General features: G+C 68.7%; 19 protein-coding genes and 1 tRNA gene. 7 read left to right on the forward strand and 13 right to left on the reverse strand.

Annotated elements, in window-relative coordinates:
* Positions 1 to 46: 46 nt before the first annotated feature.
* From ASD38_RS18525 to ASD38_RS18535, 3 genes are all read right to left on the reverse strand, one after another.
* Positions 47 to 120 (reverse strand) — tRNA-Cys (locus ASD38_RS18525).
* A gap of 100 nt (positions 121 to 220) precedes the next feature.
* On the reverse strand, positions 221 to 1,312 hold the full coding sequence (locus ASD38_RS18530) for a class I SAM-dependent methyltransferase (RefSeq protein ID WP_056462281.1): 1,092 nt from the start codon (positions 1,310 to 1,312) through the stop codon (positions 221 to 223).
* Between the two features lie 43 nt (positions 1,313 to 1,355).
* Positions 1,356 to 2,582, reverse strand: coding sequence for a class I SAM-dependent RNA methyltransferase (locus ASD38_RS18535; protein ID WP_056462285.1), 1,227 nt, complete (start codon positions 2,580 to 2,582; stop codon positions 1,356 to 1,358).
* 268 nt (positions 2,583 to 2,850) lie between these two features.
* Here ASD38_RS18535 and ASD38_RS18540 point away from each other — a divergent pair, with 268 nt between their 5' ends.
* A complete protein-coding gene (locus tag ASD38_RS18540; RefSeq protein WP_056462288.1) occupies positions 2,851 to 3,537 on the forward strand; it encodes a hypothetical protein in 687 nt (228 codons plus the stop codon).
* Positions 3,538 to 3,744: 207 nt separating this feature from the next.
* Here ASD38_RS18540 and ASD38_RS18545 read toward each other — a convergent pair whose 3' ends face one another.
* On the reverse strand, positions 3,745 to 4,476 hold the full coding sequence (locus ASD38_RS18545) for a TlyA family RNA methyltransferase (RefSeq protein WP_056462291.1): 732 nt from the start codon (positions 4,474 to 4,476) through the stop codon (positions 3,745 to 3,747).
* A gap of 100 nt (positions 4,477 to 4,576) precedes the next feature.
* On the opposite strand from ASD38_RS18545, the gene ASD38_RS18550 reads away from it, so the two are divergent.
* On the forward strand, positions 4,577 to 6,082 hold the full coding sequence (locus ASD38_RS18550; RefSeq protein ID WP_056462293.1) for an amidase: 1,506 nt from the start codon (positions 4,577 to 4,579) through the stop codon (positions 6,080 to 6,082).
* A 135-nt stretch (positions 6,083 to 6,217) separates the two neighbouring features.
* On the opposite strand, the gene ASD38_RS18555 is transcribed toward ASD38_RS18550, so the two are convergent.
* A complete protein-coding gene (locus tag ASD38_RS18555) occupies positions 6,218 to 8,005 on the reverse strand; it encodes a class I adenylate-forming enzyme family protein (protein ID WP_056462295.1) in 1,788 nt (595 codons plus the stop codon).
* A 351-nt stretch (positions 8,006 to 8,356) separates the two neighbouring features.
* Between ASD38_RS18555 and ASD38_RS18560 the strand changes: the two genes are divergently transcribed.
* From ASD38_RS18560 to ASD38_RS18570, 3 genes are all read left to right on the forward strand, one after another.
* On the forward strand, positions 8,357 to 9,586 hold the full coding sequence (locus tag ASD38_RS18560; protein WP_056462298.1) for a serine hydrolase domain-containing protein: 1,230 nt from the start codon (positions 8,357 to 8,359) through the stop codon (positions 9,584 to 9,586).
* Positions 9,587 to 9,742: 156 nt separating this feature from the next.
* The gene (locus ASD38_RS24950) at positions 9,743 to 10,387 is read left to right on the forward strand and encodes a hypothetical protein (RefSeq protein WP_056462301.1); all 645 of its coding nucleotides are present in this window, start codon (positions 9,743 to 9,745) and stop codon (positions 10,385 to 10,387) included.
* Positions 10,388 to 10,500: 113 nt separating this feature from the next.
* Positions 10,501 to 10,866, forward strand: coding sequence for a hypothetical protein (locus tag ASD38_RS18570; protein WP_056462304.1), 366 nt, complete (start codon positions 10,501 to 10,503; stop codon positions 10,864 to 10,866).
* A gap of 137 nt (positions 10,867 to 11,003) precedes the next feature.
* Here the strand turns inward: ASD38_RS18570 and ASD38_RS18575 are convergent, their stop codons facing one another.
* The 5 genes from ASD38_RS18575 to ASD38_RS18595 all read right to left on the reverse strand — a co-directional run bounded on the left by ASD38_RS18575 (position 11,004) and on the right by ASD38_RS18595 (position 18,212).
* Positions 11,004 to 13,727: a valine--tRNA ligase gene (locus ASD38_RS18575; RefSeq protein WP_056462307.1), complete on the reverse strand. Its 2,724-nt coding sequence runs from the start codon at positions 13,725 to 13,727 to the stop codon at positions 11,004 to 11,006.
* A gap of 147 nt (positions 13,728 to 13,874) precedes the next feature.
* Positions 13,875 to 14,402, reverse strand: coding sequence for a pole-organizing protein PopZ (popZ, locus tag ASD38_RS18580; RefSeq protein ID WP_056446456.1), 528 nt, complete (start codon positions 14,400 to 14,402; stop codon positions 13,875 to 13,877).
* A 117-nt stretch (positions 14,403 to 14,519) separates the two neighbouring features.
* Complete coding sequence (locus ASD38_RS18585) at positions 14,520 to 16,010, reverse strand: TolC family outer membrane protein (RefSeq protein ID WP_056462508.1); 1,491 nt, start codon at positions 16,008 to 16,010, stop codon at positions 14,520 to 14,522.
* A gap of 159 nt (positions 16,011 to 16,169) precedes the next feature.
* Positions 16,170 to 16,742 (reverse strand): protein-L-isoaspartate O-methyltransferase family protein, encoded by a 573-nt coding sequence (locus ASD38_RS18590; protein ID WP_056446452.1) that lies wholly within the window; start codon positions 16,740 to 16,742, stop codon positions 16,170 to 16,172.
* A gap of 90 nt (positions 16,743 to 16,832) precedes the next feature.
* Positions 16,833 to 18,212, reverse strand: a complete 1,380-nt coding sequence (locus ASD38_RS18595) for a DUF6880 family protein (RefSeq protein WP_056462310.1) — start codon at positions 18,210 to 18,212, stop codon at positions 16,833 to 16,835.
* A 212-nt stretch (positions 18,213 to 18,424) separates the two neighbouring features.
* Between ASD38_RS18595 and ASD38_RS18600 the strand changes: the two genes are divergently transcribed.
* The gene (locus ASD38_RS18600; protein WP_156390776.1) at positions 18,425 to 18,835 is read left to right on the forward strand and encodes a hypothetical protein; all 411 of its coding nucleotides are present in this window, start codon (positions 18,425 to 18,427) and stop codon (positions 18,833 to 18,835) included.
* An 18-nt stretch (positions 18,836 to 18,853) separates the two neighbouring features.
* On the opposite strand, the gene ASD38_RS18605 is transcribed toward ASD38_RS18600, so the two are convergent.
* The 3 genes from ASD38_RS18605 to ASD38_RS18615 all read right to left on the reverse strand — a co-directional run bounded on the left by ASD38_RS18605 (position 18,854) and on the right by ASD38_RS18615 (position 25,134).
* Positions 18,854 to 20,368, reverse strand: a complete 1,515-nt coding sequence (locus tag ASD38_RS18605) for a tryptophan halogenase family protein (protein WP_056446445.1) — start codon at positions 20,366 to 20,368, stop codon at positions 18,854 to 18,856.
* A gap of 10 nt (positions 20,369 to 20,378) precedes the next feature.
* Complete coding sequence (locus ASD38_RS18610; RefSeq protein WP_056462312.1) at positions 20,379 to 21,917, reverse strand: tryptophan halogenase family protein; 1,539 nt, start codon at positions 21,915 to 21,917, stop codon at positions 20,379 to 20,381.
* A 151-nt stretch (positions 21,918 to 22,068) separates the two neighbouring features.
* Positions 22,069 to 25,134, reverse strand: coding sequence for a TonB-dependent receptor (locus ASD38_RS18615; RefSeq protein WP_056446439.1), 3,066 nt, complete (start codon positions 25,132 to 25,134; stop codon positions 22,069 to 22,071).
* A gap of 680 nt (positions 25,135 to 25,814) precedes the next feature.
* Here ASD38_RS18615 and ASD38_RS18620 point away from each other — a divergent pair.
* Positions 25,815 to 26,837: a LacI family DNA-binding transcriptional regulator gene (locus ASD38_RS18620; RefSeq protein WP_056446436.1), complete on the forward strand. Its 1,023-nt coding sequence runs from the start codon at positions 25,815 to 25,817 to the stop codon at positions 26,835 to 26,837.
* The last annotated feature ends 21 nt before the right edge of the window (positions 26,838 to 26,858 follow it).

Raw genomic sequence — 26,858 nt, forward strand, 5'->3', positions numbered from 1 at the left:
CGGAAAGAGCCGCTCGGACCGAAGGGATCTGGGTTCTTGGAAAAGGTGGAGGCCCGGCCCGGAATCGAACCGGGGTGCACGGATTTGCAATCCGCTGCGTCACCACTCCGCCACCGGGCCATCCGGGTCAACGCAAAGGAGCGTCGGCGAAGAGGTCGGTTCGAATACAGGAGCCCGCCGCGCTAGGCAATGGCCATGAGCGGGTTGATCACAGGGTTCGTCACAAGGGCTTTTCGAGCAGCAGCGCCTTGGTCAGGAAGGCCTGGTCCTGTCCGGCCACGCTTAGCCCCGCCGCGCCGAACAAGGCCGGCAGGTCGGTCTGGGCGTAGGTCGAATAGTACGGCTCGTGGAAATAGGCCGGAAAGGCCTCCAGCAACCGTGACAGGTCGGGCTCGTCGGACGGCTGCACGGAATCGGCGAAGGCCAGCACCCCGCCGGGCTTGAGCACCCGGGCGATCTCGGCGGCCACCACCGGACGCACGCGCGGCGGCAGTTCGTGGAACAGGTAGACGCAGGTCACGGCGTCCAGGCTGGCGTCGGCGAACGGCAGGGCCTCGGCGTTGGCCTGCACCCCGCCCCGGCCCGAGCGGCTGCGGGCGGCGGCCAGATAGGCCCGCGACAGGTCCAGGCCCGCGATGGCGGCGCGGGGAAAGGCCGCGTCCAGGTCGCTGAGGAACGCGCCGGAGCCGCAGGCCAGGTCGACCAGCCTCAAGCCCCGCTGGTCCTTGCCGCGCCAGTGATGGGCCAGCAGCGACAGGGCCCGTCGGCGCATGGCCCCGGCCGCGCCGGAGAACAGCGCCTCGACCTGGGCCTCGTAGCGCCGCGCGCTGGCGTCGGTGAACCAGCCGCCCGACTGATAGTGGAAGTTCTGCCGGTAGTAGTTTGGATAGCCTTCACTTTCGGGCTCGTCGCGCACCTCGACGCCGTCGCCCCGGCGGCGGCGCTGGTCGACGGCGCGGGCGTCGGCGATGACGTCCAGGGCTTCACGAAAGGCGTCGGCGGGATTGCGCGGTCCATCCCCGACCGGCGGATAGAGGCCGGCGGCGACGTCGGCGGCGTCCTTGTCGAAGGCGGTCAGATAGGCCTTGCGCAGCCGGGCGGCCGAGACCGGCGGCCCCTGGGGTTCGAACTTGGTCTTGGCCTCGCCGCGCGTCGGCCGGGCCAGGGCGCGGGTCACGCCGCCGGCGGCGGTCCACCAGGCTGCCTTGACGGCCGCCTTGGCCCGCTGGCTGGCGCCGTCCAGGGCGAAGGCGGCGCGTCCCTTGAGACCCGCCTCCCTGGACTCTCCCCGATCGCCGCGTCGCTCGTCCATGGCCGTCTCCAGGGACGCCCCACCTGTCGAAGGATGGGCCGTCCTACCGCGAAAACACTCCGACCAGCTCAATATGCGGCGACCACAGGAACTGGTCCACCGGCAAGACCCGCTCAAGGCGGAAGCCGGCGTCGACCAGCAGCTTGGCGTCGCGGGCGAAGGTGGCCGGATTGCACGAGACGCCGACCACGCGGGCCACCTTCGACTTGGCGATTTCGACGTGCTGCTCGTAGGCGCCGGCGCGCGGCGGGTCGAGCACGGCAACGTCCACCTTGGCCAGCTCGGTCGAAAGCACCGGCCGGCGGGTCAGGTCGCGCGCCTCGGCGGTGATCGCCTTCAGGCCCGTGGCCGTGCCGACCGCGCCCTTCAGGGCGGCGATGGCGGGGGCGGAGCTGTCGGCGGCGTAGACCCCGCCGATCTCGGCCAGACGGAAGGTGAAGGTGCCCACGCCGCTGAACAGGTCGACGATCCGCGACGCGCCCTGGGCGGCCTCGACGGCGAAATCGACCATGGCCTTCTCGGCCTGGGGCACAGCCTGCAGGAAGCTGCCGGCCGGCAGGGAGACGACGGCCGGACCCAGCTTCACCATCGGCTGGCGGGCCATGTAGATCATCTCGCCGGCCATGGTGACGCGGGCGAAGTCGTGCTCGCCGGCGATCATCGCGGCGCGCACCCGGGCGTCGGCCGAGAGGCCGCCGCTCTTGGCCTCGACGCCGGTGATGTCGATGTCCAGCCCGGTGGCGGTCAGGGTCACGTGCAGGGTCGGAGCCGACTTGGGATGCTCCAGGAACGGCGCGGCCAGGCGGGCCAGGGCCGGGAAGGCCGCGACCAGCTTGGGGTTGGTGACCGGGCAGATCTCGATCCGCGCCAGGTTCCACGAGCGGCGCTCCTTGAAGCCTAGCCGCGCCCCGCCCTTGCCGCCCCGGGCGTGCAGAGCGACGCGGCGGCGCGAGGCCGGCGGCGAGGCGAAGGTCGGCAGGACCTCGGTCTCCAGCCCCTCGCGGGCCAGTTGGAACTGGATCTGCTCTCGCTTCCATTCCAGATAGGGCTTGGCGTCCCAGTGCTGGAAGGCGCAGCCGCCGCAGACCCCGAAGTGCGGGCATGGCGGCAGGACGCGGTCGGGGCTGGGCTCCAGCACCTCGACCAGTTCGCCGCGATTGCCGGTCATCTCGGCGGTGATCAGCTCGCCAGGCAGGGTCAGGGGGACGAAAGAGCCCTCGGCGATGCCGTCGCCCTGGGCGCCGACCGCCTGGATCCTCAGTTCACGCATGGATAGTCCAATTCTCGGGTCTGTTCGTCGGGCGGAACCTTCACGGGGTTCCGGCCCTTTCGAGGTCATGATTTTCGGGGGCCCGGGGGCCCGCCATGCCCGCGCCACGATCGGCGCCGACAAGATTTCACGTTCCCCTTAGCGCATTCGGCGCGAATGCGCGTGAACGAAGATGAACGGGTCGCTCAACCGCCGTTCATGAAGAACTCGGCAATCTAAGGCGTAAGGCGGGTCCAGGTCTCTACGGACTCGGTCGGAGGAGTTTTCCATGATGTTCAAGTCCGTTCTCGGCGTCGCGACCGCGGCCGTCCTCGCCGGCGCGCTGGCCCCGACGATGGCCTCGGCCCAGTCCTATGGCGGTTACGGCAGCGCCGGCGCCTACGGCGGCGGCTATCAGAGCAACGGCCCCTACTATGATCCCTGCCAGCGCAGCACGACGCAGCGCGGCACGGGCGGCGGCCTGGTCGGAGCGGGCCTGGGCGCGGCGATCGGCACCAGCGTGGCCGCCCATGGCGCCCGCACCGAAGGGGCCGTGCTCGGCGGCCTGCTGGGCGCGATCGCCGGTTCGGCCATCGGCCGCCACTCGGCCGCCTGCTCTTCGGTTCCGCCCCCGCCTCCGCCGGCCTACGACCGGGGCGCCAGCAACAGCTACGACCACAGCGACTATGACCGCGGCGACAGCTATGACCGCGCCGCCGGCTATGACCGCACCGACTATGACCGCAGCTACGCCGGCCGCTCCGACAACAGCCGCGACGACGACAGCGACGACGGTGATCGTCCCGGCGGTTACGGCCCCGAGGCCCGGGCCGTCTACGGCGTGAGCGACAGCAAGACCGAAGCCGGCGGCTGCACCCTGGCCGAAAGCCCGATCTACCTGCCGGACGGCCGCACCCAGAAGCGCTTTGTCCGCGTCTGCCCGGACGCCTCGGGGCGCTACCAGGTCGTCGAATAGGTCCGGCTATTTCTCATTCGATTGTCTTGAGGCCGCCGGCGTTCGCGCCGGCGGCCTTTTTCTTCGCCAAGAGCCGAGCCTGGCGCGTGGCCCTCTCCTTCGACAAGCTCGGGATGAGGACCAATGTCAGGGCCGCAGCCGTAGAAAACCTCATCCTGAGCCTGTCGAAGGACGGGGTTTTCGCGTCAGAAGCCGTATCGATCGGCCCTAGTCCTTGACGGCCCACAGCAGGTGCTCGACCTGGCCGTCGCCGCCGGTGATCGGGCTGGGCGCCACGGCCTTCACCGTCCAGCCCGACGCCTCGACGAAGGCGCGCACCGAGGCGATGCAGTCGGCGATGATCGCCGGGTCCTTGACCAGGCCGCCCTTCCCCACCCGGTCGCGGCCGGCTTCGAACTGCGGTTTGATCAGGCTGACCAGGTCCGCCCCCGGCTCGGCCAGGTCCAGGGCCACGGGCAGGCACTTCTCCACCGAGATGAAGCTGACGTCGCTGACCACCAGGCCGGGCGCCTCGTCCAGATGGCCCTCGTCCAGCACCCGGGCGTCGACGCCGGAGCGGTCGACCACGCGCGGATCGGCGGCGATGCGCGGATGCAACTGCTCGCGGCCGACGTCGACGGCATAGACCTTGGCCGCGCCCTTCGACAGCAGCACCTCGGTGAAGCCGCCGGTCGAGGCCCCGACGTCGAGGGCGATCTTGCCCTCGACGGCGATCGGCCACAGCTCCAGGGCGTGGGCCAGCTTCAGGGCGCCGCGTCCCACCCAGGGGAAGGCGGCGACGCCTTCGAGCACGGCGGTCTGCTCAAGCTCCTGCGACGGCTTGGTCACGACCTTGCCGTCGGCCTTGACGGCCCCGGCCTCGATGGCGGCGCGGGCCTTGGCCCGGCTGTCGAACAGGCCGGTTTCGACCAGCAGGATGTCGGCGCGTTTGCGTTTCATCCGGGGGCTGTAGCACGACTTGCGGAGGCGACGCCCTTCGGTTCACAGTGAACACTGATCACCGACGCGCTCCAGACGTCGGACCCAGAGGGGGAATCTCATGATGTCCAGACGCCAGGGCCTGGTCGCCGGCGCCGCCGCGATCGCCGCCGCCGCTTCCGAAGCCGGGGCCAAGCCGGCCTCCGCCGCCTCGTCCGCGCCCTGGGCGTCCGACGCCGTCGAGATCGCCGGCCGCATCCGCCGCAAGGAGGTCAGCGCACTGGAGGTGACGGAAAAGGCCGTGCGTGACGCCGAGGCGCTGCAGCCCAAGCTGGGCTTCCTGGTCACGCCCGACTTCGACCGCGCCATCGACAAGGCCAAGCGCCTCGACGCGGGAACGGCCCAGCCGACCGGTCCCTTCGCGGGCGTGCCGTTCCTGGTCAAGGACCTGGACGACTATGTCGGCCTGCCCACCTACAGCGGCTCGCGCGCCATGCTGCGCAACCCGCCGGCCAAGACCCAGGAGGCCTATGTCGACCGTTTCGACGCGGCCGGGCTGATCGTCATCGGCAAATCGTCGACGCCGGAATACGGCTTCCTGCCGACCACCGAGCCGGTCGGTTTCCCGCCGACCCGCAACCCCTGGAACCCCGACCATTCCAGCGGCGGCTCGTCCGGCGGCGCCGCGGTGGCCACCGCGGCCGGTGTCACGGCCTTCGCCCACGCCAGCGACGGCGGCGGCTCGATCCGCATCCCGGCGTCCAATTGCGGCCTGTTCGGCCTGAAGCCGTCGCGGGGCCGGATGGTCCTGGGCCGTCCGCCCCAGCGCGGGGTCGATCTGTCGGTCTATCACTGCGTCAGCCACAGCGTCCGCGACAGCGCCACCCTGTTGGCGGCGACCGAGCGCCACGGGGCCGACGAGATCCTGCCGCCGGTCGGCCTGATCTCGGGTCCCGACAAGCGGCGGCTGCGGGTCGGCCTGGTGGTCGAGACCATGCTCGGCGCCCAACCCCACCCGGAGGTGCGCGCCGCCACCGAGAACGCCGCCAAGCTGATGGAGTCGCTGGGCCACACGGTCGAACCGACCAAGTGGCCGGTGGACGGCGCCGCCTACGCCCAGGACTTTCTGGCGCTGTGGGCCAGCGGGGCCGCCGAGCTGGTCGACGCGGTCGGCAAGGCGATCGGCCGGAAACCGGACGACAGCCTGCTGGAGCCGTTCACCCTGGCCATGGCCGAACTGGTCGGCCAGATGCCGCCCGACGGCCTGCGCAAGGCCGTGGCCAATCTGAACGCGGCGGGCCAGGCCTACGACCGCTGGTTCGACCGCTACGACGTGATCGTCTCGCCCGTGCTGGGCCAGCCCCCGGCGCGACTGGGCTGGGTGGCGGGGACGGTCGACATCCCCACCCTGACCGAACGGCTCAACGCCTATGTGGGCTACACCACCCTGCACAACGTGGCCGGGGCGGCGTCGATGAGCGTGCCGCTGCACTGGACCCCGGACGGCCTGCCGGTGGGGGTGCAGTTCGCAGGGCGGGTCGGGGCGGAGAAGACGCTGCTGGCGCTGGCGTATGAGCTTGAGGCGGCCCAGCCCTGGGCGTGGCGGAAACCGCCGGTGAGCGTGTGATCTGAATCTTCCCTCCCCCTTGTGGGGAGGGGGGACCAGCGAAGCTGGTGAGTGGGGTCCGCTGAGTCATCAAGCCCCACCCGACCCCTTCGGGGCCACCCTCCCCATAAAGGGGAGGGAAAGGCGTTTCGGCCCCTACCCCTCGACGAACACCTTCTTCAGTTCGTTCTTCATGATCTTGCCGTTGGCGTTGCGCGGCAGGGTCTCGGGCCAGAACACCACCTTGACCGGCACCTTGAAGGCGGCCAGGCGGTCGGCGACGAAGGCCCGCAGTTCGGCCTCGTCGGCGTGGGCGCCTGGCTTGAGGGTGACGACGGCGGCCGGCTCCTCGCCCAGGGTCTTGTGCGGGATGCCGACCAAGGCCGCGTCCATCACCGCCGGATGGTCATAGAGGACGTTTTCGACCTCGATGCAGTAGATGTTCTCGCCGCCGCGGATCAGCATGTCCTTGGCCCGGTCGATGATGTAGCAGAAGCCTTCCTCGTCCAGGCGCGCCAGGTCGCCGGTGCGCACCCAGCCGTCGACGAAGGTCTGGGCGGTGGCCTCGGGCTTGTTCCAGTAGCCTTTCACCACCTGCGGGCCCTTGCACCACAGCTCGCCGACCTCGCCGATCGGCAGTTCGCGATACGGCGCCTCGACGGTCATGATCTTCAGGTCGGTGACCGGCACGGCCGGGCCGCAGCTGTCGGGGCGGTTCTCGTAGTCTTCCGCCGAGTTGCTGGTGGCCGTGGCCGAGGTCTCGGTCATGCCCCAGCCGTTGCCCGGCAGCGACTTGGGCCAGATCTCCTTGATCTTGCGCACCAGCTCCGGGGCCGAGGGCGCGCCGCCATAGGCCACGGTCTCCAGCGACGATAGGTCGTAGTTCGGCCGGCTGGGATGCTCGATGATCTGCCAGGCGATGGTCGGCACGCCGCCCATCTGGGTCAGCTTCTCGTCCTGGATCAGCTGCATGGCCTTTTCCGGATCCCACTTGCGGATCATGGCCAGCTTGGCCCCGCCGAACAGCGAGGGGTTCATCACCGCGAAACAGCCGGTGGCGTGGAAGAACGGCACCGAGATCAGCGAGCCCTTCTGCGGCAGGCTGGGATCGGGCTGCGGCGGGGCCTCGCCGCGACGCAGATAGCTGCGGGCGCCGGCGGCGGCCGCGGCGAAGATGTTGCTGTTGATCGCGCGGTGCGTGGCCAGGGCGCCCTTGGGTTTGCCCGTGGTGCCGGAGGTGTAGAAGATCGTCGCGTCGTCCTCGGGACCCAGCTCGACGGTCGACAGCGGCTTCTCGTCCAGCTTGATCCAGTCGTTGGGGCAGCCGATCACCGACTCCATCCGCTTCACGTACGGGTGGGCGATCTCTTCCCGCGAACGGCTGACATAGACCCGCGTGAGGTCGGGGCAGTTGTCGAAGTGCTCGGCCAGGCGCTCGTAGCGCTCGACGTCCATCACCGCCACGGTGGCGCCGCTGTCGAGCAGGCCGTATTCCAGTTCGTGGCCGGTCCACCAAGCGTTCAGCGGCGTCAGGATCGCGCCGATCGACAGGCCGGCATAGAAGGCCACCGGCCATTCGGGCAGGTTGCGCATGATCAGGGCGACCCGGTCGCCCTTCTTGACGCCGGCCGCTTCCAGCTCGGCGGCGAACACGGTCACGGCGCGGTAGAGGGCCTCGAAGCTGACCCGCTCGTCCTCGTGGACCAGATAGATCTTGTCGCCATGGGTGCGGCCCACCAGCAGGGTGTCGCGCAGGGTCGGCGGGCAGTTCTTCCAGACCCGGGTCGGAACGCCCCGGATGTCGATCTCCTCCATCTCGCCGGGCGAGCCGGGGGCGGTGATCATGGCGTAGGCCTGCTTGACCGACATGGCGGGCCACGGGACGGCGCCAGGAGCGGGGGTCTGGGTGGGCGCGGCGGCGGACGCGGGCGCGGCCTGGGTCATCGTTACTCTCCCGGTATGTGTCGCGCCTTGTTCGAGGGGCACGTTTCCCTTGGGAGAAAGCACAGGCTGGAGCGCGATGCAAACGTCTGTTCGAACGTAAGGGAACAATGATTACTTAGAGGCGCGGATTGGGCTCTTCCTCGGGCCCTCCCCCCGTGGGGGAGGCGATCGCGAAGCGATCGGTGGGGGGGAGCTTTAGGATCTTCGATCCAGTTCGCGGCCGTCTTCCGCCCCCTCCCCCCTTCCGTCGGCTTCGCCGACACCTCCCCCACAGGGGGAGGATATCGGACGCCGCTTGTCGCTTCTCGGGTAACGCCCTACCTCAGGTCTCGGAAAACAGGGGATCATCGCATGCGTCCGTGGATCTCGAGCCTCGCCGTCGCCGCCAGCCTGGCCCTGGCGGTTCCCAGCCACGCCGCGCCTGCGCCCCCGGCGGTCGCCGCCGCGCCCGACGCGGCGCTGGCCGCCCGCCTCGACAAGGTGGTCGACACCGCCCTTGCCGAGCATCGCCTGGTCGGGACGGTCGTGCTGGTCGCTCGGGACGGCAAGGTCGTCTACCGCCGCGCGGCCGGCCTAGCCGATCGCGAGGCCAACAGCCCCATGCGCGAGGACGCGGTCTTCCGGTTCTCCTCGGTCACCAAGCCGTTCGTCACCGCCGCCGTGATGAAGCTGGTCGAGGACGGCGTGCTGAGCCTCGACGATCCGGTGACCAAATGGCTTCCGGACTTCCGGCCTAAGCTGGTCGACGGGACCCAGCCGGTCATCACCCTGCGCCAACTTCTGACCCACACCAGCGGCCTGACCTACGGCTTGGCGGAGAAGCCGTCGCACCCCTACCACCAGCTGGGCGTCTCGGACGGCGTCGACAATTCGGGGATCACCCTGGACGAGAACCTGCGGCGCCTGAGCCAGGCGCCCCTGGCCTTCCCGCCCGGCTCGGCCTGGCGCTATTCGCTGGCCATCGACGTGCTGGGCTCGGTCGTCGAGAAGGCGTCCGGCAAGTCCCTGCCCCGGGTCGTGGCCGAGACCGTCACCGGGCCGCTGGGCCTGACCGACGCCGGCTTTGTCGCCCGCGACCCGGCCCGCCTGACCGCGGCCTATTTCAACGCCCAGCCGGCGCCCAAGCGGATGACCGACAATCTGGACGTCTCGCTGGGCGACACCGCCGTGCGTTTCGCGCCCGGTCGAGCCGCGGACGCCACCGCCTTCCCGTCCGGCGGCGCCGGCATGGTCGGCACGGCCGGCGACCTGCTGACCTTGCTGGAGACGCTGCGCAAGGGCGGCGCGCCGATCCTGAAGGCCTCGACCGTCGCGGCGATGATGAAGGACCAGGTCGGCGCCCAGGCGGCGACCCAGGGGCCCGGCTGGGGCTTCGGCTATGGCTGGGCGGTGCTGGACGACCCCGCCGTCGCCAAGACCCCGCAAGCCGCCGGCACGCTGGCCTGGGGCGGCGTCTACGGCCACAACTGGTTCGTGGATCCCAGGAACCGCCTGACCGTGGTGATCATGACCAACACCGCCTTCGAGGGCATGAACGGCCCCTTCACGACGCAGGTCCGCGACGCCGTCTACGGGCGTTGAGCCTCGGTAGGCGACCGCCGGGGCCGGCGGCGCAACACGCTATCGTTTGAGGCTCGCCGGGCGTATCCTGCCAGGGTTGTGAGGCTGTCGCGCCGGCAACATGGCCGCCGGCCATGATGACCCTCGGCCTCGCGGAGAGATCCGATGAAAACCCTTTTGACAGGGCTCGCTGCCGTCAGCCTGCTGGCGGCGCCCCTGCTGGCCGCGCCGACGCCGGCGGACGCCCAATCGCGCGGCGGTCGCGGCGGCGGTGGTGGTCATGGCGGCGGCGGTCACGGCGGCGGCGGCGGCCATGGCGGCGGCGTCTATCACGGCGGAGGCGGCGGTTACCATGGCGGCGGCTATCATGGCGGCGGATACGGCGGTTATGTCCACTACGGCCACGGCGGCCATGGCTACGGCTACGGCGGCTACTGGGGCGGCTACGGCTATCTCGGCGGCGTCGGGCTGGGCCTGGCGCTGGGCGCGGCCTATCCGTACTGGTACGGCGGCTATCCCAGCTACTACGGCTACTATGCCCCTCCCCCGGTGGTCATAGAGCGCTCCGAGACCATCTACCACGATCGCGACGAGGGCCCGCCGCCGGACTATGGCGACGCGTCGCCCATGCAAGGCGACGCCCAGTCGCCGGCCTGCGGCTCGTGGGCATGGGACGGGGAGAACCGCCAGTATCACTGGATGCCCTGCTCGTCCTCCTCCCCGTATCCGTCCCCGTCCACCGCCCCCTATCCGTCTCCGTCTCCCTCGCCGTCTCCGTCCCCGCCCCCGTGGCGACCCACGCCCGCGCCGGAGGGTCGCTGAACGAACCGCGTTCAGCCTCGACCCATTTTGACCGCATCAGCGTCCCGCCGGCGCCCCAAAGTCGCGTCAGCGTAACGGAACTTCGGGGGAAGTTTCGACAGATGGGAAATCGCATGCGTTCATTTCTGACCCTCGGCGCCGCCACGATCGCGCTCGCCTTCGCCGCTCCCGCCCTGGCGCAGACCACCGCCCCGGCGGCTCCCGCTCAAGATCCGGCCGCCGCGGCCACTCCGGCTCCGGCTCCGGCCGCCGCCGCGCCGGTCGCCGCCGGCCAGCCGGTCAAGGACAACACCGGCGCGGTCATCGGCTCGGTCGCCGAGGTCAAGCCCGACGCCACCGGCAAGTCGATGGCCACCATCAAGATGGACGACAAGACCTTCGCCGTCGCCGTCAACAACCTGGCCGTCCGCGACGGCGCCACCCTGATCAACGCCAGCAAGGCCGAGATCGAGGGGATGCTGGGCGGCGCGAAGAAGTAAGTTGAGACCCTTCCCTCCCCTTTATGGGGAGGGGGGACCAGCGAAGCTGGTGGGTGGGGCCCGCTGACTCGGCAATCCCCACCCGACCCTGGCTCCGCCAGGGCCACCCTCCCCACAAGGGGGAGGGAAAGTGCAAATCACCCCACCGCTTCCAGCCGCGCCAAGGCCGCTTCCAGCTTGGCCTTGGCGGCTTCGGCCTCGGCCAGGCGCTCGCGGTTCTCGGTGACCGCCTCCTCCTTGGCCCGGGCCAGGAAGTCGGGGTTGTTCAGCTTCTTGGCTGCCTTTTCGATCTCGACGACGTGGCCGGCGATCTCCTTGGCCAAGCGCGCCTTCTCGGCCGTCAGGTCGATGAACTCGGCGACAGCCAGGGCGCCGGTCGCCTCGCCCAGTACGATCGGGACCGAACCCGTCGGGGCCGTGTCGGCCTCGCGGGCGCTGTCCAAGCGGGCCAGGGTCAGCAGCAGGTCGCGGTGACGCGCCAGGCGGCCCTTGGTCTCGGCGTTGGCGCCGATCACCGACAGCGGCGGCTTGGCGCCCGGCGGGACGTTCATCTCGGCGCGGACCGAGCGGATCTCGCCGACCGTATCGACCAGCCAGCCGATCTCGGCCTCGGCGTCCGCGTCGATCCAGCTTTCCGGCAGCTCGGGCCAGCGCTCGACGATCAGCATGCCTTTGCGGGGCGCGCCGAACTCGGCGGTCTTGTCCCACAGCTCCTCGGTGATGAACGGCATGACCGGGTGCAGCAGCTTGAGGATCACGTCCAGCGCCCAGGCGGTGGTGGCGCGGGTTTCGGCCTTGGCCTCGGCGTCGTCGCCGTTGAAGATCGGCTTGGCCAGCTCGACATACCAGTCGCAGAACACGTTCCAGATGAACTTGTAGAGCGCGTCGGCCGCGTCGCTGAAGGCCGGGGCCTCCAGGGCGCGCGTCACCTCGGCGGCGGTCTTGACCGTCTCGCCCCGGATCCACTTGTTGATCGGCTGCTTGACGGTCGAAGGATCGAAGCCCTCGACGCGGACGCACTCGTTCATCTGGGCGAAGCGCGAGGCGTTCCACAGCTTGGTGCCGAAGTTGCGGTAGCCCTCGATGCGCTGCTTGCTGAGCTTGATGTCGCGGGCCTGGCCCGACATCGCCGTCATGGTGAAGCGCACCGCGTCGCAGCCCAGTTCGTCGATCAGGACCAGGGGGTCCATCACGTTGCCCTTGGACTTGCTCATCTTGGCGCCCTTCTCGTCGCGGACGAGGGCGTTGATGAACACCTGCTTGAACGGGACTTCGCCCATGAAGTGGATGCCCATCATCATCATCCGGGCCACCCAGAAGAAGATGATGTCGAAGCCGGTGACCAGGGTGCTGGTCGGGTAGAAACGGGCCAGGTCCTCGGTCTTCTCGGGCCAGCCCAGGGTCGAGAACGGCCACAGGGCCGAGCTGAACCAGGTGTCCAGCACGTCCTCGTCGCGCTTCAGGATCGGGGCCTCGTCGCCATAGTGCAGCATGGCGGCGGCCAGGGCCTCTTCCTCGGTCTCCTCGACGAAGATGTGGCCGTCCGGGCCGAACCAGGCCGGGATGCGGTGGCCCCACCACAGCTGGCGCGAGACGCACCAGGGCTCGATGTTGCGCAGCCACTCAAAGTAGGTCTTCTCCCAGTGCCTGGGTTCGAAGACCGTCGCGCCCTCCTCCACCGCCTTCAGGGCGGGTTGGGCCAGGGTCTTGGCGTCGACGTACCACTGGTCGGTCAGGTAGGGCTCGATCACCACGCCCGAGCGGTCGCCGTGCGGGACCATATGCTTGGTCTTTTCGATCTCGCGCAGCCAGCCGTCTTCCTCGGCCTTGGCGACGATCGCCTTGCGGGCCACGAAGCGGTCCAGGCCGCGATAGGCCTCGGGGACCTCGTCGTTCAGGCGCGCGTCGGGCGTCAGGATGTTGATCGCCGGCAGGCCGTGGCGCTTGCCCACGCCGAAGTCGTTGAAGTCGTGCGCCGGGGTGATCTTGACCGCGCCCGAGCCCTTGGTCGGGTCGGCGTAGTCGTCGGCGACGATCGGGATGCGGCGGCCGACGATCGGCAGGACCACGTCCTTGCCGACCAGGTCCTTGTAGCGCTCGTCAGACGGATGGACGGCCACGGCGGTGTCGCCCAGCATCGTCTCCGGACGCGTGGTGGCCACGACGATGAAGTCGCGGGTCTCGAACTCCGTGGCCTTGCCGTCCTCGTCGAAGGCGACCGGGTACTGGAAGGTCACGCCGTCGGCCAGCGGATAGGCGAAGTGCCAGTAGTGGCCATCGACCTCCTTCTGCTCGACCTCGAGGTCGGAGATGGCGGTCTGGAACTGCGGGTCCCAGTTGACCAGGCGCTTGTCGCGATACAGCAGCTTCTGCTTGTAGAGCTGGACGAACACCTTGCGGACGGCGGCCGACAGGCCCTCGTCCAGGGTGAAGCGCTCGCGCGACCAGTCGCAGCTGGCGCCCAGGCGGCGCAGCTGGTTGGTGATCGCCCCGCCGCTCTCGGCCTTCCATTCCCAGACCTTGTCGACGAAGGCCTCGCGGCCCATCTCGCGGCGGCCGATGTTGCCGGCGGCCGCCAGCTGGCGCTCGACGACCATCTGGGTCGCGATCCCGGCGTGGTCGGTGCCAGGCAGCCAGAGGGCCGACTTGCCGCGCATGCGGTGGAAGCGCGTCAGCACGTCCTGCAGCGTGTTGTTCAGCGCATGGCCGATGTGCAGCGAGCCCGTGACGTTGGGCGGCGGGATGACGATCGTGAACGTCTCGGCGTTCGGGTCCTCGCTCGGCTTGAAGGCCCCGGAGGCCTCCCAGGCGGCGTACAGACGGGGCTCGACGGATTTGGGATCGAAGGTCTTTTCAAGCATGGCGCGGTGGGTATGCCATCTGCGGCCGCCCGGCGAAACCGTGGGCCTTGGTTCAATGGGGATTTTGAGACGGAAAAAGGCGGTCGCCGGAGCGACCGCCTTTGAATTTTCCACCGTCGCGCCCGCCGAAGCGGGGACGACGGAGTCCTATACGCGACCGCGGGCGATGCGGCTGACTTCTTCCTCGACCTTGGTCTCGACGATGCGCGGCAGGTTCTGGTCCAGCCATTCCTTGAGCAGCGGACGCAGCAGTTCGCGCACGACGTCTTCCAGGGTGCGGCCGTCCTTGGGCATCAGCAGGGCCGAGCTGAGGCTGCCGAACGCGGTGGCGGCCAGGCTGGCGGCATGGTCGCCCACCAGGTTGTCGGCCACTTGGTCGCGCGAGAAGCCCTGGATCGGCTCCGACGCGGGGGCCGGGGTCGGAGCGGGTTCCGGCTCGGGCTCCGGCGAATAGACGTCGATGTCGCCCATGGTCTCGACCGGCGCGGCCGGTTCGATCGGGTCGGTCAGCTCCAGGACATCGTCCTCGGCCGGAGCTTCCTCGGCGACGGGCGCGGGTTCCGCTTCGGGCGCCGCGGCGGCCTCCTCCGCCGGCGCGTCATCTTCCGAGATGATGCGTCGGATGGAGGCGAGGATCTCCTCCATCGTCGGTTCTTGGGGGCTCTGATCGGACATGTGCGGGCCGTCTCGAAGGGGTACGAATCCTGTAAGCGCCCCAGCGGGCGCTCACAGCGATGGTGCAGACTTGCGCGCCTTAAGCAAGCTCAAGGATGGCGGGCGCGCCATTTCGTCCTATTTGCGGGCCGGCTTGGGCTGGCCCTTCACCGCCGTCGAGGGGGCGCCGACCTTGTCGATCCCCTTCACCAGAGGCTCCCAAGGCACCCAGCCGAAGGCGTGGTTGACCTTGTCGTACGACTTGACCGGATCGTAGCGTTCGACCTCGGGGGCCAAGTTGGCGACGTTCAGCACGCCCATGGCCTGCAGGACGCTGGCGCTGGCCACGTATTCGTCGCGACGGGCCACGACCAGGGCGACCTCGGCGTTGGCCAGCTCCAGCTGGGCGTTCAGCACGTCCAGGGTGGTGCGCAGGCCGACCTGCTGCTCCTGGCGCACGCCCTCGAAGGCGATGCGGGTGGCGCGGACCTGCTCCTCGTTCGACACCAGGTTGGCGCGCGAGGCCAGCAGGTTGTTCCAGGCGGTCGAGATCTGCTGCAGGGCCGAGCGCTGGGCGCCCTCGACCTGCGTGCGGGCGGCGTTCTCGCGCTCCTGGGCGGCGCGCACCTGCGAGTTGATCAGGCCGCCGGTGAATAGCGGGATCGAGGCGGTCACCGACGCGGTGTAGCCGCGGTTGTAGTCGCCGAAGTCGCGGCCCGTGCCGTTGGTGCGGGTCGCGTCGGTGTCCAGGCCCGCGCGGGCCCCGACGGTCGGACGATAGGCCGCCTTGGCGACCGCGACCCGAGCCGCGGCGGCCTGTTCGGCGTAGCGGGCGGCCTGGATCTGCGGGTTGTTCTTGTCGACCAGGTCGAAGGCCTGCTCGACGCTGCTGGGCAGCAGGGCGGCCAGGGACGGCTCGGGAGCCAGGTCGGTCGGGTTCTGGCCGACCACGGCGGCGTAGGCCGCGCGGCTGGCGGCCAGGATGGCCTGGGCCGAGGATTGGCTGGCCTGGGCCGAGGCCAGGCGGGCTTCGGACTGGGCCACGTCGGTGCGGGTGATCTCGCCGACCTCGAAGCGCGCCTTGGACTCTTCCAGCTGGCGGTTCAGGACGCTGACGTTCTCCCGGGCGATGCGCAGGCGTTCCTGGTCGCGGCGCACGTCGACATAGCTCTGGATGACATTGCCCAGCACCGACTGCTCGACGCTGCGCAGGTCCTCGCGGCCGGCCAGCACGTCGGCTTGGGCGGCGGTGAGGTTGGCGCTGGCGCGGCCGCCCGTATAGAGCGGTTGCTGCAGGGCCAGGCTGGCGCCGCTGCCGCTGCCGGTGGTGTGGTCGCGGGTGACGACCTGACCGCCCACGACGGCGGTGACCGGGTTGGCCAGGTCCGTGCGCGAGGCCGTGGCGTCGGCGCTGGCGTTGAGCGTCGGGCGGAAGGCGGTCTTGGCCTGGACCACGCCCTCGTCGGTGACGCGCTGGTTGGCGCGCTGGCCTTGCAGGGTGGGGTTGGTCTGATAGGCCAGGGCCAAGGCGTCCGCCAGGGTCTCGGCGTGGGCGACCGAAGCCAGGCCCGCCACGAGACCCATGCTGCAAGCGGCGGCCAGCAAAGCGGCCCGGCGACTATTCGACATCAAGTTCATTCCCCACGAAACCCCTGGCCAGAGAAGTCTTGGTCAGACCCGGCGCGACGCCCGCACCTTATATGATCGGCTGTAAGGCCAGAGACCATAGGCCGCTAGTTAAGCTTTTTTCACGCAGACGTTGCGTCGTTGTTTCTGGACTGGAAGTCGTCAGAACGCAAAGCCCTGTTCGACGGCGAAACCGGCCAGCATCGGCGGGGTGGCGTCGAAAACCGCGCGACGCCCCACGCCGTCCTCGGCCCGGACGTAGATCACCGCGCGGCCGACCGGGCCGTCGCGCTCGATCACCGCCAGGCGGCCGCCCTGGGCCAGGGCCTTGGTCCAGCTGGTCGGAGCCCGCGGCACCGCGCCTTCGCAGATGATCACGTCATAGCCCGCGCCCGGCACGGCGGTCAGGTCGTCGCCGTCCAGGCGGGTGACCTGCAGGCCCATCTTTTCGAGCACGGCGGCGGCGTAGGGCGCGGCGATGGCCAGGGCCTTGTCGCCCTCGCGCGGACGCAGGTGCTGCAGCAGCTTGCCCACCTCGCGCGGGCGCAGCAGCCAGCGGCCGGGGGCGTATTCGACGTCGGCGTCGGCATAGGCCAGATAGCCCTTGCCGGCGGGCACGCAGGTCTCGCGCGGCACGACGCGCAGGGCGTCCTGCAGGGGCAGATCGGTGACGTCGGCCGTGCGGATCTGGCTTTCGACCATGTTCAGGCGCGCGGCCGTGAAATCGGAGCTCATGGATTCCCTCGAAGGGCTGGAATTTTCAGCCCGCTTATAGGTCCGCCGCTCCCGTCTAGGCAATCAGGGCTTTGACCCTCGCGTGCGGTTCTACCAGCGCCGATAACCCGCCACCCGCGCGGTGAACGCGTCGGCGTCCTCGTGGCCCTGCCAGTCGGCGATGGCCGGGGCCAGCGAGGCGGCTTCCAGAAGCTGCTGTTGGGCGTCCTTGTAGCGGGCCGTGCGGGCGTAGCGGGCGGTGTCCAGGATCATCGCCCGCAGCAGCAGCGTGGCCGCCAGCGGGTGGCGGCCTTCGATGGCCCGCGCCGCCGGCTCGAGCAGCTGGGGACGGTCCCCGTCCAGCTCGCCGAAGCGGCGCAGCACCAGTCGCGCGGCGCGGTCCCAGGCCGGCCACCGGATCAGGAAGTCGAGGGCGGCGTGCGCATCGTGGAAGTCCTCGGCGTGGGCCAGGGCCTTGTCCTCGGCCTCGACGTCGTCGAAATCGGGCAACCGCTTGAGAAAGTCGCGCAGCCGCTCGATCGACAGGCCGCGCTCGAAACTGGCCCAGCGCATGTCCTGCGCCAGATCGCCCTGCCCGCGCGCCTCCAGCACTTCGATATAGGCGTCCTCCCAGTCCAGGGCGCCGGGACCGGGCAAGGTCGGACGTCCCAGCACCGTCCCGACCAATTGGGCGAACGATCCCGGCGTCGAGCGGTCCAGCGCCGCCACGGCCTCGTCCAGCCGCCCCGCCGCGGTCAGCCGCCGGGCGATCTGCGCGCCGATCGGCGGCAGCACCGCCTGGGAGTCGGTGAACTGGGCGATGTAGCCGTCGACGTCGCCCTGCGCGTCGGCCAGCACCTGGACGGCGGCCTTCAGCGCGCCGCTGACCCGCTTCTGCGAGGCCATGGTGGTCTCGACGCTCGCTCGCAGATTGGCCACGCCCTGCGCGCCCAACGCCGGCAAGGCGTTCTTGAGCGCGCGGGGACCCAGCCCCGCCTTGCCGTGCAGCAGCAGGTCCAGCAGTTGGTCGCCCAACGCGCGCGGATCGGGCAAGGCTAGGGGCGCGATCGCCGCCACGTCGTCGACGCCTAAGTCGAACACCGCCTCGATCTCGCCCTTGGCGTCGGCGGAGCGATGGGACACGCCTTCGGCCAGGCCCAGGAACCGCAGCATGGTCGGCAGGGCCAGGGTCGGGTCCAGCTCGGCCAGTCGCCCGGCGATCAGGGCCCGCTGCATGTCGAGCTCGCGCACGAACTCCTTGTGCTTGCGCCAGTGGATGCGGGCCCGGCTGTCGGCGACGGTGTCGATGCGCTTGGCCAGTTCGGCGGCCAGGTCCTCGGGACCGATCTCGCCCGCCAGCTCCAAGCGCAGCCGCCGCTTGATCTGGGCGTGGCCCTCGGCGACGTCGATCAGCAGTTCGGCCAGCCGCTCCGCCCCCAGGGCGGCCAGATTGGCCGTCGTCAGGGTCTTTCGCGATCCCGTACGCTTCACCGTCGCCAGTGGAGTTCTCCCGTCCGTGTCCGTTCGCCCGAGGCCTGAGTCGCCGCGTCCCGGAGCCTGCTTTAGCACGACGGCCCGGCTTGGGGTCCGCGTGGCCTGCGTCATCCCGGCAACAGATCACAAACGCCAGTCGTTTCAATGGGCTCCTCCGGGAACGCGAAGTCGCCGCCCGTGTTGAATCCCCGTTCAGAGGACTTATCCACATGGCCAGGGGTTGGGCGAGATCGGGAGCGGCGGCCGTCGCCTTGGCCGCCCTGTGTCTCGGCGCGCCGGCCCTGGCCCAAACCTCCCTAGCCCAGACCTGCCGCGCCCCGGCGCCCGCCGCCGGCCAGACCGTCAGCGGGCCGGTCCTGCACGTCATCGACGGCCGCACCCTCTGCATCGCCCAGGGCCCGACGCCCGACCGGTGGATTCCCCTGCGGATCTCGCCCGCCTGGGCCGCCCTGCCCGTCGACCGCGACCGCCTGATGGCGGCGACCTTCGCCCAGTCGCTGACCTGCAAGATCACCGGCGGCGGGGCCGTCAAGACCGCGACCTGCACGCTGGCCGGACGCTCGCTGGAGGCGCTGCTGACCGAGCCCGCCACGATCACCCAGGCCAAGACCTGGCGCTGAGCTCTCCGCTTGACGACCCTATGCCGAGCGCTTGAAAGGCGTGGCCGGGCAATGGGTTCGCAGGAACTCCTCATGGCTGGGCAGGGTCGCCACGAAGTCGGCCAGCATGGGGGCGGACTTGTCCATCAGGTTCATGATCACGCTCAGCGGGATCCGGTCGACCAGTTGCTGATAGCGGTCGGGCCGCACGCCCATGCCCTCCATCACCGACTGCCAGCTGGGGGCGCGGAACATGTCGTCGACCCCGTCGCGCAGCACCCCGGCCGCCTTGAACAGGGCGATCCGTTCCCTGAGGCTCTCCGGCGGATCGACCTTCTGGTAGTCGCGCCAGAACGGCGTGTCATCGCGCCGGGTGGTCACATAGTGCAGGACGATGAAGTCGCGGATCTCCTCGTAGTCGGCGACCATGCGGCGGTTGTACTCGGCCGCCAGGGTCTGGTCGGCGTCCATGTCGGGCATGAACCGCAGCAGATAGTCCATGCCCTTGTAGATCAGGTGCAGGGCCGTGGATTCCAGCGGCTCGATGAAGCCGCACGACAGGCCGATCGACACCACGTTCTTGACCCACGGCCGCTCGCGCACGCCGGTCTTGAACGGGATCACCGTCGGGCCCAGCACGACCTCGCCCTTGATCTGGCCAAGCAGCGTGGCGGTGGCCTCGTCGTCGCTGAGATACTTGCTGGCGTAGACGTAGCCGTTGCCCGATCGGTGCTGCAGCGGGATGCGCCAGCGCCAGCCGAAGTCCTGGGCCTGGACCAGGGTGTAGGGATGGGGCGCGCCGACGTTCTCGGTCTGGGCGGCGATCGCCCGGTCGCACAGCAGCACGTCGCCCCAGTCGCGGAACGGCTCGCCCAGGGTCTTGCCGATCAGCAGGGCCCGGAAGCCCGAGCAGTCGATGAAGAAGTCCCCGGCCACCTCGCGGCCGTCCTTCATGATCACCTTCGCAACGCCGCCGTCCGGGCGGGTCGCCACGTCGGTGACGATGCCCTCGGTGCGCTTGACTCCGCGCGCCTCGGCGAACTTGCGCAGGTACAGCGCCACCAGCTTCGCATCGACGTGCAGGGCGTAGTTGGCGTTGGCGATCATCGTGCGCTGGGCCTTGGCCGGCAGCATGAACTTTCCGGCCTTGGCCATCACCGTGGCCGGGGCGAAGTCCTGCAGATCGGACGGATGGCCGTTCTGCTTGGCCCGCAGCCAGCACTGATAGAACTCGTTGACCTCCAGCGGACCGCCGATCTGGCCGAACGGGTGATAGTAGACGTCGCCCTTCTCCAGCCAGTCCTCGAACCGGATGCCCAGCTTGAAGGCCGCCTGGGTTTCCTGAATGAATTCCTGCTCGTTGATCCCCAAGGTGCGGATCAGCTGGAGGAACGGCGGGATGGTCGATTCCCCCACCCCGATCGTGCCGATCTCCTCGGACTCGACCAGCTCGACCTGCGTCGGTCCGTTCTGGAAATAGTGGCTGAGCATGGCCGCGCAGATCCAGCCGGCCGAGCCGCCGCCGACGATGACGATCTTGTTCAGGTGGGCCATCTGACTGTTCCTACTCGGCCGCGACCGACTGGGGGCGGGCATATTGTTCAATGAATTCGCCGTGGGCGCGGGTGGCGGCGACGGCGTCGGCCACCGCCTTGCGCATTTCGGCCAGGGCGCCGGAGAGCTGAGCGGCGTCGAAGCCGTCGACGCTGAGGTCGTAGGTCCGCGGCAGCAGGTCGAAGCCGGCATAGATCGCCAGCCAGCTGGGCGGTGCGAACATCTCCCAGCGGTAGCGGACGAAGTGCCCCCGGGCGCGCCACAGGTCCATCTTCTTCTGGAGGGTGTCGGGGACCGACATCTCACGGCAGTGGGTCCAGAAGCCGGTCGGGTCGTCGGTCCTCTGGTTGAGCTTGTAGTGCAGGATGATGAAGTCGCGCACGCGCTCCATCTCCAGGCGCGACATCTCGTTGAATTCGTCGACCACCGCCGGATCGAAGTCGCGGTTGGGGAACAGCGACTTGATCTTCTCGATGCCGGTCTCGATCAGGGCGATGCTGGTGCTCTCCAGCGGCTCCAGGAAGCCCGAGGCCAGGCCGAGCGCGATGCAGTTCTTGTTCCAGGCCTTCAGGCGCCGGCCCGGATGGAAGCCGATCTTGCGCGGCTCGTGCAGCAAACGTTCGTCCAGCGAACCGGTCAGCACCGCCCTCGCCTCCTCGTCGGAGGTGTGGCGGCTGGAATAGACATAGCCGTTGCCCCAGCGGTGCTGCAGCGGGATCCGCCACTGCCAGCCGGCCTCACGGGCGGTGACGTCGGTATAGGGCGGCGGATCGCCCTTGCCTTCACTCTGCACGGCCATGGCGCTGTCGCACAGCAGCCACTGACTCCAGTCCTCGTAGCCGGTGTGCAGGGCCTCCTCGATCAGCAGGCCGCGGAAGCCCGAGCAATCGATGAACAGGTCGCCAGGGACGATGGCCCCGGTGTCGAGCGACACGGACTCGATGAAGCCGTCCCCGGCGCGCAGATTGACCTCGACGATCTTGGCGTCGATGCGCTTGACGCCGTTCTGCTCGGCGACCTGGCGCATCAGCCGGGCGAACAGGCTGGCGTCGAAATGCAGGGCCCAGTCGAACACCGACAGGGTCGAGGGCGGATTGCGCGAGGGGGTGGTGAATTTGCCGCCGGCGGCCAGGCTGGCGCCCAGCGAGTATTCGCCGATCGGGGCGGCCTCGCCCAGGGCCCGCAGGCGCATCCAGTAGTGGTGGAACGACACGCCCTTCAGATCCTGGCCGTACAGGCCGAAGGGGTGGATGAACGAAGAGCCCGGCGTCAGCCAGTCGTTGAAGCGGATGCCCAGCTTGCAGGTGCCGCCTGTCGCCCGCAGCACGTCAACATCCGACAGACCCATTGATTGATAAAAGCGGCGAATGGTCGGGATCGTCGCCTCGCCCACCCCGATCGTGCCGATCTCGGAGGACTCGATCAGGGTGATGTTGACCGGCGCGGCGCCGAAATGACGCCTCAGGCTGGCGGCCGCCATCCAGCCCGCCGTGCCGCCCCCGACGATGACGATGTCGCGGATACGTCCCTCGTGCGCGCTGTCCTGCATGGTCGCTCCTACCCTTGCTCGAAGCGCTTCACGGCTTCTCGTCGCGGGCTTTCAACACGCCCGTCTTGGCCTCGATGCTAGCCGCCCCGCTCAAAAAAAGAAGCCGCCGTGACAGGGGTCACGGCGGCCCGCAGGGAAGGATTAGGCTAGATCACCACTTGGCGCGGACGCCGAGGGTGTAGCGCGGTTCGAACTCGTTCTGGCTGAAGTACTGAGTCTTACCGTCGGCGAACCGCACATAGTAATTCTCGATCTCGCCGCTCACGTTCGAGCCGTTGAAGTAGACCGTGACGTTGTCACGAACGTTGTAGCTGACGTTCACGTCGACGAAGCCGGTGGCGTCCTGGAACACCGCCAGGTTATCGCCGGAGCTTCCGGTGACGCTGCTCAAACGATCGGTCCGATAGTTGTACGCCACACGAGCCTGCCACTTGTCGTCCTGGTACCAACCTACGAGGTTGTACTGGTACTTGGAGTTGTCGGTGAACGGCAGTTTCTTGCCGTCCAGGCCGAGACGCGACTCCGAGCTGGGCGAGTAGGTGGCGTTGGCGTCGACACCGAAGTTCGAGAAGAAGCCGCCGTCGGTCAGCAGATCGCTGAACGCCAGCTTGGTGCCGGCTTCCAGACCCTTGACCGAACCGCCGTCGCCCTGGATGGGCTGGTTGACGTTCACTTCGCGCGGCGTGCCGTCCTGATCCTTGAAGGTGCCGCGGGTCGTGCCGCCGGTGACGAAGCTGTCGATCTTCAGCTTGAACACCGACAGGTTCACCATCGACGCGCCGCCGAAGTAGTACTCGACCGCGCCGTCGAAGTTCGTGGAACGCCACGGATCCAGTTGGGGGTTGCCCGATGCGCTGGCGCCCGTCACGCAGCGGCCCGGCTTGGTGCCGCAGTCGGCGGTGGCGATGCTGAGACCGCCGCCATAGTTCTGCAGATCCAGGGGCTGCATCGTCTTGGCGTAGGCGAAGCGCAGCTTCAGGTGCTCGTTGACGTCGTAGGAGGCGTTCAACGACGGCAGCCAGTCGGTGTACTTGCGGCTGGTGACGGTATCACCGACGTCCAGGTTGGTGTCGCCGTAGTTCTGGGTGTCGCCGGTCAAGTTCTGCTTCACCAGCAGGTGCGTCTGGATGACGCGAAGACCGACGTCGCCCGTCAGATTGCCGATCTCGAAGTTGGCCGAACCGTAGGCGCTCTGCTCCTTCAAGGTCACGTCATAGGTCACGCCGGGGATCTGATAGCGGACCGCCGCGCCGAACACCTTCTCCTGGAACGATTTGACGTCGTCGAAGTCATGCGGATCGACGACCCAGAAACCCGGGATGCCCTGGGTGATGGAGCCCAGATCGTCCATCCAGATGACGTTGTTGTAGGCGTCGATCTTGGTCGGGCGGTTGACGGTGTAGCCCTGGAAGACTGGGGCGCCGCCGGCCGGGTTGGGCACGAATTCGCCAGCCTGGCACTGGTTCTGGTCCATGACGACGTCGATGGCCTTCCACTGGGCGAAACAGCCCGCGGCCGGCACCGGCGTGCCGTTGGCCTGAACGGCCCCCGGCGTGCCGCCGTAGAACGGCGAGAACAGGTGGAAGGCTTCCACGTTGACCGTACGGTCGCTCTGGCGGACGCCGGCGTCGATCTTGGTCACGAAGCCCAGGAGCTTGTCGTCGAACTTGTAGTGTCCAGCCGCGCTGAACACGTTCATGTCCGAGTCGACCTCGTTGTTGCCTTCAGAGGAGAACGCGCCGATCGCGTAGCTGTCCTTGTTGGCCATGTAGTCCTTGAGCGTCTTGTTCGCGCCCAGGCCACCGACCAGCGGGCGGTCGAAGCCGCTCCAGATCGCCTTGTTGCCGCCGATGTTGTAGTGCAGCTGCGGATTGGCGCCGTAGCCCGCCGGGTTCGGGTTCAGGTAGCAGCCGCCGGCGCTGCCGACGACAGCGTTGCTACGCTGCGAAGCCGGATACTGGGAGCAGATGGCGGCCGGGTAGAACGGCCCCCGCGTGCGGTCGGCGGCGTTGCGGAACAGGTTGAAGCGGTCCGGAGCATACTGCCAGTTGCTCAGGTCGCCCTGGGCTTGGCCGTTCATGCTCAGGCGGTTGCCGTTGGCCCGCACGGCCCGCACTTCGCTCGTGAACGGGCCGCCGTTGTCGTACTTCAGTTCGAGGTTGTAGTTCTTGGTCTCCGACTTGGTGGTGCGGTTCACCGAGAAGCTGTTCACCCACCAGGCGTTGATGTCGTACTCGTCGACCGCCAACCACGGACGACCGTTGCCAGTGCTCTTCTGTCCGGTGTTCTCGAACACGGTCGGGGTGGTCCAGACGCCGAAGGCGCCGCCGTCCCAGCGGTTGGAGATGTTGATGCCGGCGGCGCGGTTGTATTCGTCGAGCTTGGCGTAGAAGCCCTCGGCGATCAGGGTGAAGCCTTCGCCCAGATCGGCCTCGAAGGCCACGTTGACGCCCAGGCGCTTGCGCTCGACCTCGCGGTGGAAGCTTTCGAAGCCGTGCGGCGAGATGAAGTTGTTGGCGGCCGAGCCGCCCCAGTCGTTGTTGCCCGACAGGCCGACGACGCCCGACGAGTTGTTGCCGAGGTTCGCCTCGCTTTTCGTGGCGGCGACCATCAGGCCGACGCGGTCATTGCGCCAGCTGACCAGGCCGTTGACCAGGTAGTCGTTGTCCTCGGTGCGCTCGCCGCGCTGAGCTTCCAGGCCGCCGGCGAAGTGCAGCCCTTGCTCCATCTGGAACGGACGGCGGGTGCGCAGGTCGACGGTGCCGCTGATGCCCGACAGGGCGTTGGTCGGATCGGTCGACTTGTAGACCACCACCGAGTTCATCAGTTGGGCGGGCACGTCCAGCAGGTTCGGCTGGGCCGAGCCCATGTTGCCGGCGCTGAGATACTGTTCGCCGTTCAGCAGGGTGATGACCTGGGCCAGGCCGCGAATGTTGATCGTCGCGCCTTCGCCGGCGTCACGCCGGATCTGCACGCCGGGAATGCGTTGCAGCGAGTCGGCGATGGTGGTGTCGGGCAGCTTGCCGATGTCTTCCGCCGAAATCGCGTCGACGATCGAGGCTTCGCGCCGCTTGACGTCGACCGAGCGCATCTGCGAGCCGCGGATGCCGGTGACGACGATTTCATCGACTTGAGAGGGCGCGTCCGGCGTCGCCTGGGCGTGGGCGCCCGTGGCCAGGGCCATGGACGAGGCGCCCGCCAGCAGCGCCAGGGTCATGCCCCGGGCCAACGCGGACTGGTTTCGTGGATTGGACAAGGTCTTCGCTCCCCTAATAATTTTTATGGCCGTTCTCGACCCACGCCGATTTCGACGCGGGCTGTCTTCGCGATCGCCTGACGCTGAGCCCCCGGCCTGCCCGGCGAGCCCGCTTCAAGTGAAAGTCTTTTGGCGGCCCCTGCGCCCCTCGACGCATACGCTGGCTCACGCCGTCCCCAGCCGTGTCCACAAGATCGATAAATGTCCTGTCTGTGTCAACCAGAATGTCAACGTTGTCATTTTCGGACGCGCCTTCGCGAAAAGGCGCGCATCGACCTGCGGCGAATAGCAGCGCACATGTGGCAACATAATTATAATCATCTGATTTCACAGGATATTTTTACCACCCAACGTGGACTCGCCCGGGCCGCGGGGACGGATTCCGGCAAAGTTCTCAAGCAGCTTTTGGGACAGGTCCGAACGTTTCCCGCGAGCTGTCTCCCTCGCGGCACACTGGTTTCGCCCGACTGTTTTGTCTCAAATTGACTTGGTACCGGTCCCATTTTGTCTCAATAGGACAAAATTCTGTCCTGCCCCATGACATCGTTGTCGGGCTGGGCTATGGCTTGCGGAACGGGGCGGCGGCGATCTGCGTGAGCGAGCGAACCGCGCGACTATCAAGTGTTGGGTGCGACAAGGTCATGGCGACGATCCACGATGTGGCGCTGCGAGCGGGCGTGTCGCCGAAGACCGTCTCGCGCGTCCTGAACGACCACGAGAGCGTCACCGCCAAGACCCGCGAACGGGTTCAAGACGCCATGCGGGCCCTCGACTACCACCCCAACACCGTGGCTCGCGTCCTTCGCTCGCAATCCGCTCCGGCGGTCGGCATCCTGATGGGCGACCCCAGCGGCGGGTACCAAACCCGCGTCCACCACGCCCTGATGGTCGCCTGCCTGCAGAACGGACGCCACCTGTCGGCCGAGCTGGTCGACGGCGACATGAGCGGCTGGCAGGATCGCATCCGCGCCTTCGTGACCGAGGGCGGCGTCCGCGAAATGGTGCTGCTGCCGCCTGAATGCGACTTCGCGCCCTTGAAGGCCCTGCTGCGCGAGCACGGCGTGCGCTGCGTGCTGATCTCGCCGACCAGCCCCGACTCCCACTCGCCCAGCATCGTCATGGACGACCGCGCGGCCGCCCGTGAAGTGGTCGAGCACCTGTTCAGCCTGGGGCACGAACGAATCGGTCACATCGCCGGCCACCCCGACCACGCCGCCAGCACCCTGCGCCGCAACGGCTTCAACGAAGCCTACGCCGCCGCCGGCAAGCCGCGCCCGGACCCGGCCCTGATCGTCCCCGGCGACTTCAGCTTCAAGGGCGGCCTGGTCGGCGCCCAGACCCTGCTGGACATGGACAATCCGCCGACCGCCATCTTCGCGGCCAATGACGACATGGCCGCCGCCACCTGCATGGAGGCCCAGCGGCGGGGTCTGAAACTGCCCGACGACCTGTCGGTGGTGGGCTTCGACGACGCGCCGATCGCCGCCGCGATCTGGCCCTCCCTGACCACCATACGCCAGCCTTTCGACCAGATGACCCAGCGGGCCATCACCGCCCTCAACGCCTGGAACGCCAACGCGGCGCTCGGCAAGTCGGCGGCCACGATCCTGACCCAGCACAGCCTGGTGATCCGAGAATCCACCGGCCCGGTCCGCGCCGGCTAGATCCGCAGTCCTATCCGCGTC

The organism is Caulobacter sp. Root487D2Y (genome assembly GCF_001427165.1).
Lineage (GTDB): Bacteria > Pseudomonadota > Alphaproteobacteria > Caulobacterales > Caulobacteraceae > Caulobacter.

Coding starts and splice junctions, on each gene's coding strand:
- ASD38_RS18620 (WP_056446436.1), top strand. CDS start 25,815: ATGGCGACGATCCACGATGTGGCGCTGCGAGCGGGCGTGTCGCCGAAG.
- ASD38_RS18550 (WP_056462293.1), top strand. CDS start 4,577: ATGATGTCCAGACGCCAGGGCCTGGTCGCCGGCGCCGCCGCGATCGCC.
- ASD38_RS18610 (WP_056462312.1), bottom strand. CDS start 21,917: ATGCAGGACAGCGCGCACGAGGGACGTATCCGCGACATCGTCATCGTC.
- ASD38_RS18605 (WP_056446445.1), bottom strand. CDS start 20,368: ATGGCCCACCTGAACAAGATCGTCATCGTCGGCGGCGGCTCGGCCGGC.
- ASD38_RS18545 (WP_056462291.1), bottom strand. CDS start 4,476: ATGAAACGCAAACGCGCCGACATCCTGCTGGTCGAAACCGGCCTGTTC.
- ASD38_RS18530 (WP_056462281.1), bottom strand. CDS start 1,312: ATGGACGAGCGACGCGGCGATCGGGGAGAGTCCAGGGAGGCGGGTCTC.
- ASD38_RS18590 (WP_056446452.1), bottom strand. CDS start 16,742: ATGAGCTCCGATTTCACGGCCGCGCGCCTGAACATGGTCGAAAGCCAG.
- ASD38_RS18555 (WP_056462295.1), bottom strand. CDS start 8,005: ATGACCCAGGCCGCGCCCGCGTCCGCCGCCGCGCCCACCCAGACCCCC.
- ASD38_RS18600 (WP_156390776.1), top strand. CDS start 18,425: ATGGCCAGGGGTTGGGCGAGATCGGGAGCGGCGGCCGTCGCCTTGGCC.
- ASD38_RS18570 (WP_056462304.1), top strand. CDS start 10,501: ATGCGTTCATTTCTGACCCTCGGCGCCGCCACGATCGCGCTCGCCTTC.
- ASD38_RS18535 (WP_056462285.1), bottom strand. CDS start 2,582: ATGCGTGAACTGAGGATCCAGGCGGTCGGCGCCCAGGGCGACGGCATC.
- popZ (WP_056446456.1), bottom strand. CDS start 14,402: ATGTCCGATCAGAGCCCCCAAGAACCGACGATGGAGGAGATCCTCGCC.
- ASD38_RS18585 (WP_056462508.1), bottom strand. CDS start 16,010: ATGTCGAATAGTCGCCGGGCCGCTTTGCTGGCCGCCGCTTGCAGCATG.
- ASD38_RS18575 (WP_056462307.1), bottom strand. CDS start 13,727: ATGCTTGAAAAGACCTTCGATCCCAAATCCGTCGAGCCCCGTCTGTAC.
- ASD38_RS18560 (WP_056462298.1), top strand. CDS start 8,357: ATGCGTCCGTGGATCTCGAGCCTCGCCGTCGCCGCCAGCCTGGCCCTG.
- ASD38_RS18540 (WP_056462288.1), top strand. CDS start 2,851: ATGATGTTCAAGTCCGTTCTCGGCGTCGCGACCGCGGCCGTCCTCGCC.
- ASD38_RS18615 (WP_056446439.1), bottom strand. CDS start 25,134: ATGACCCTGGCGCTGCTGGCGGGCGCCTCGTCCATGGCCCTGGCCACG.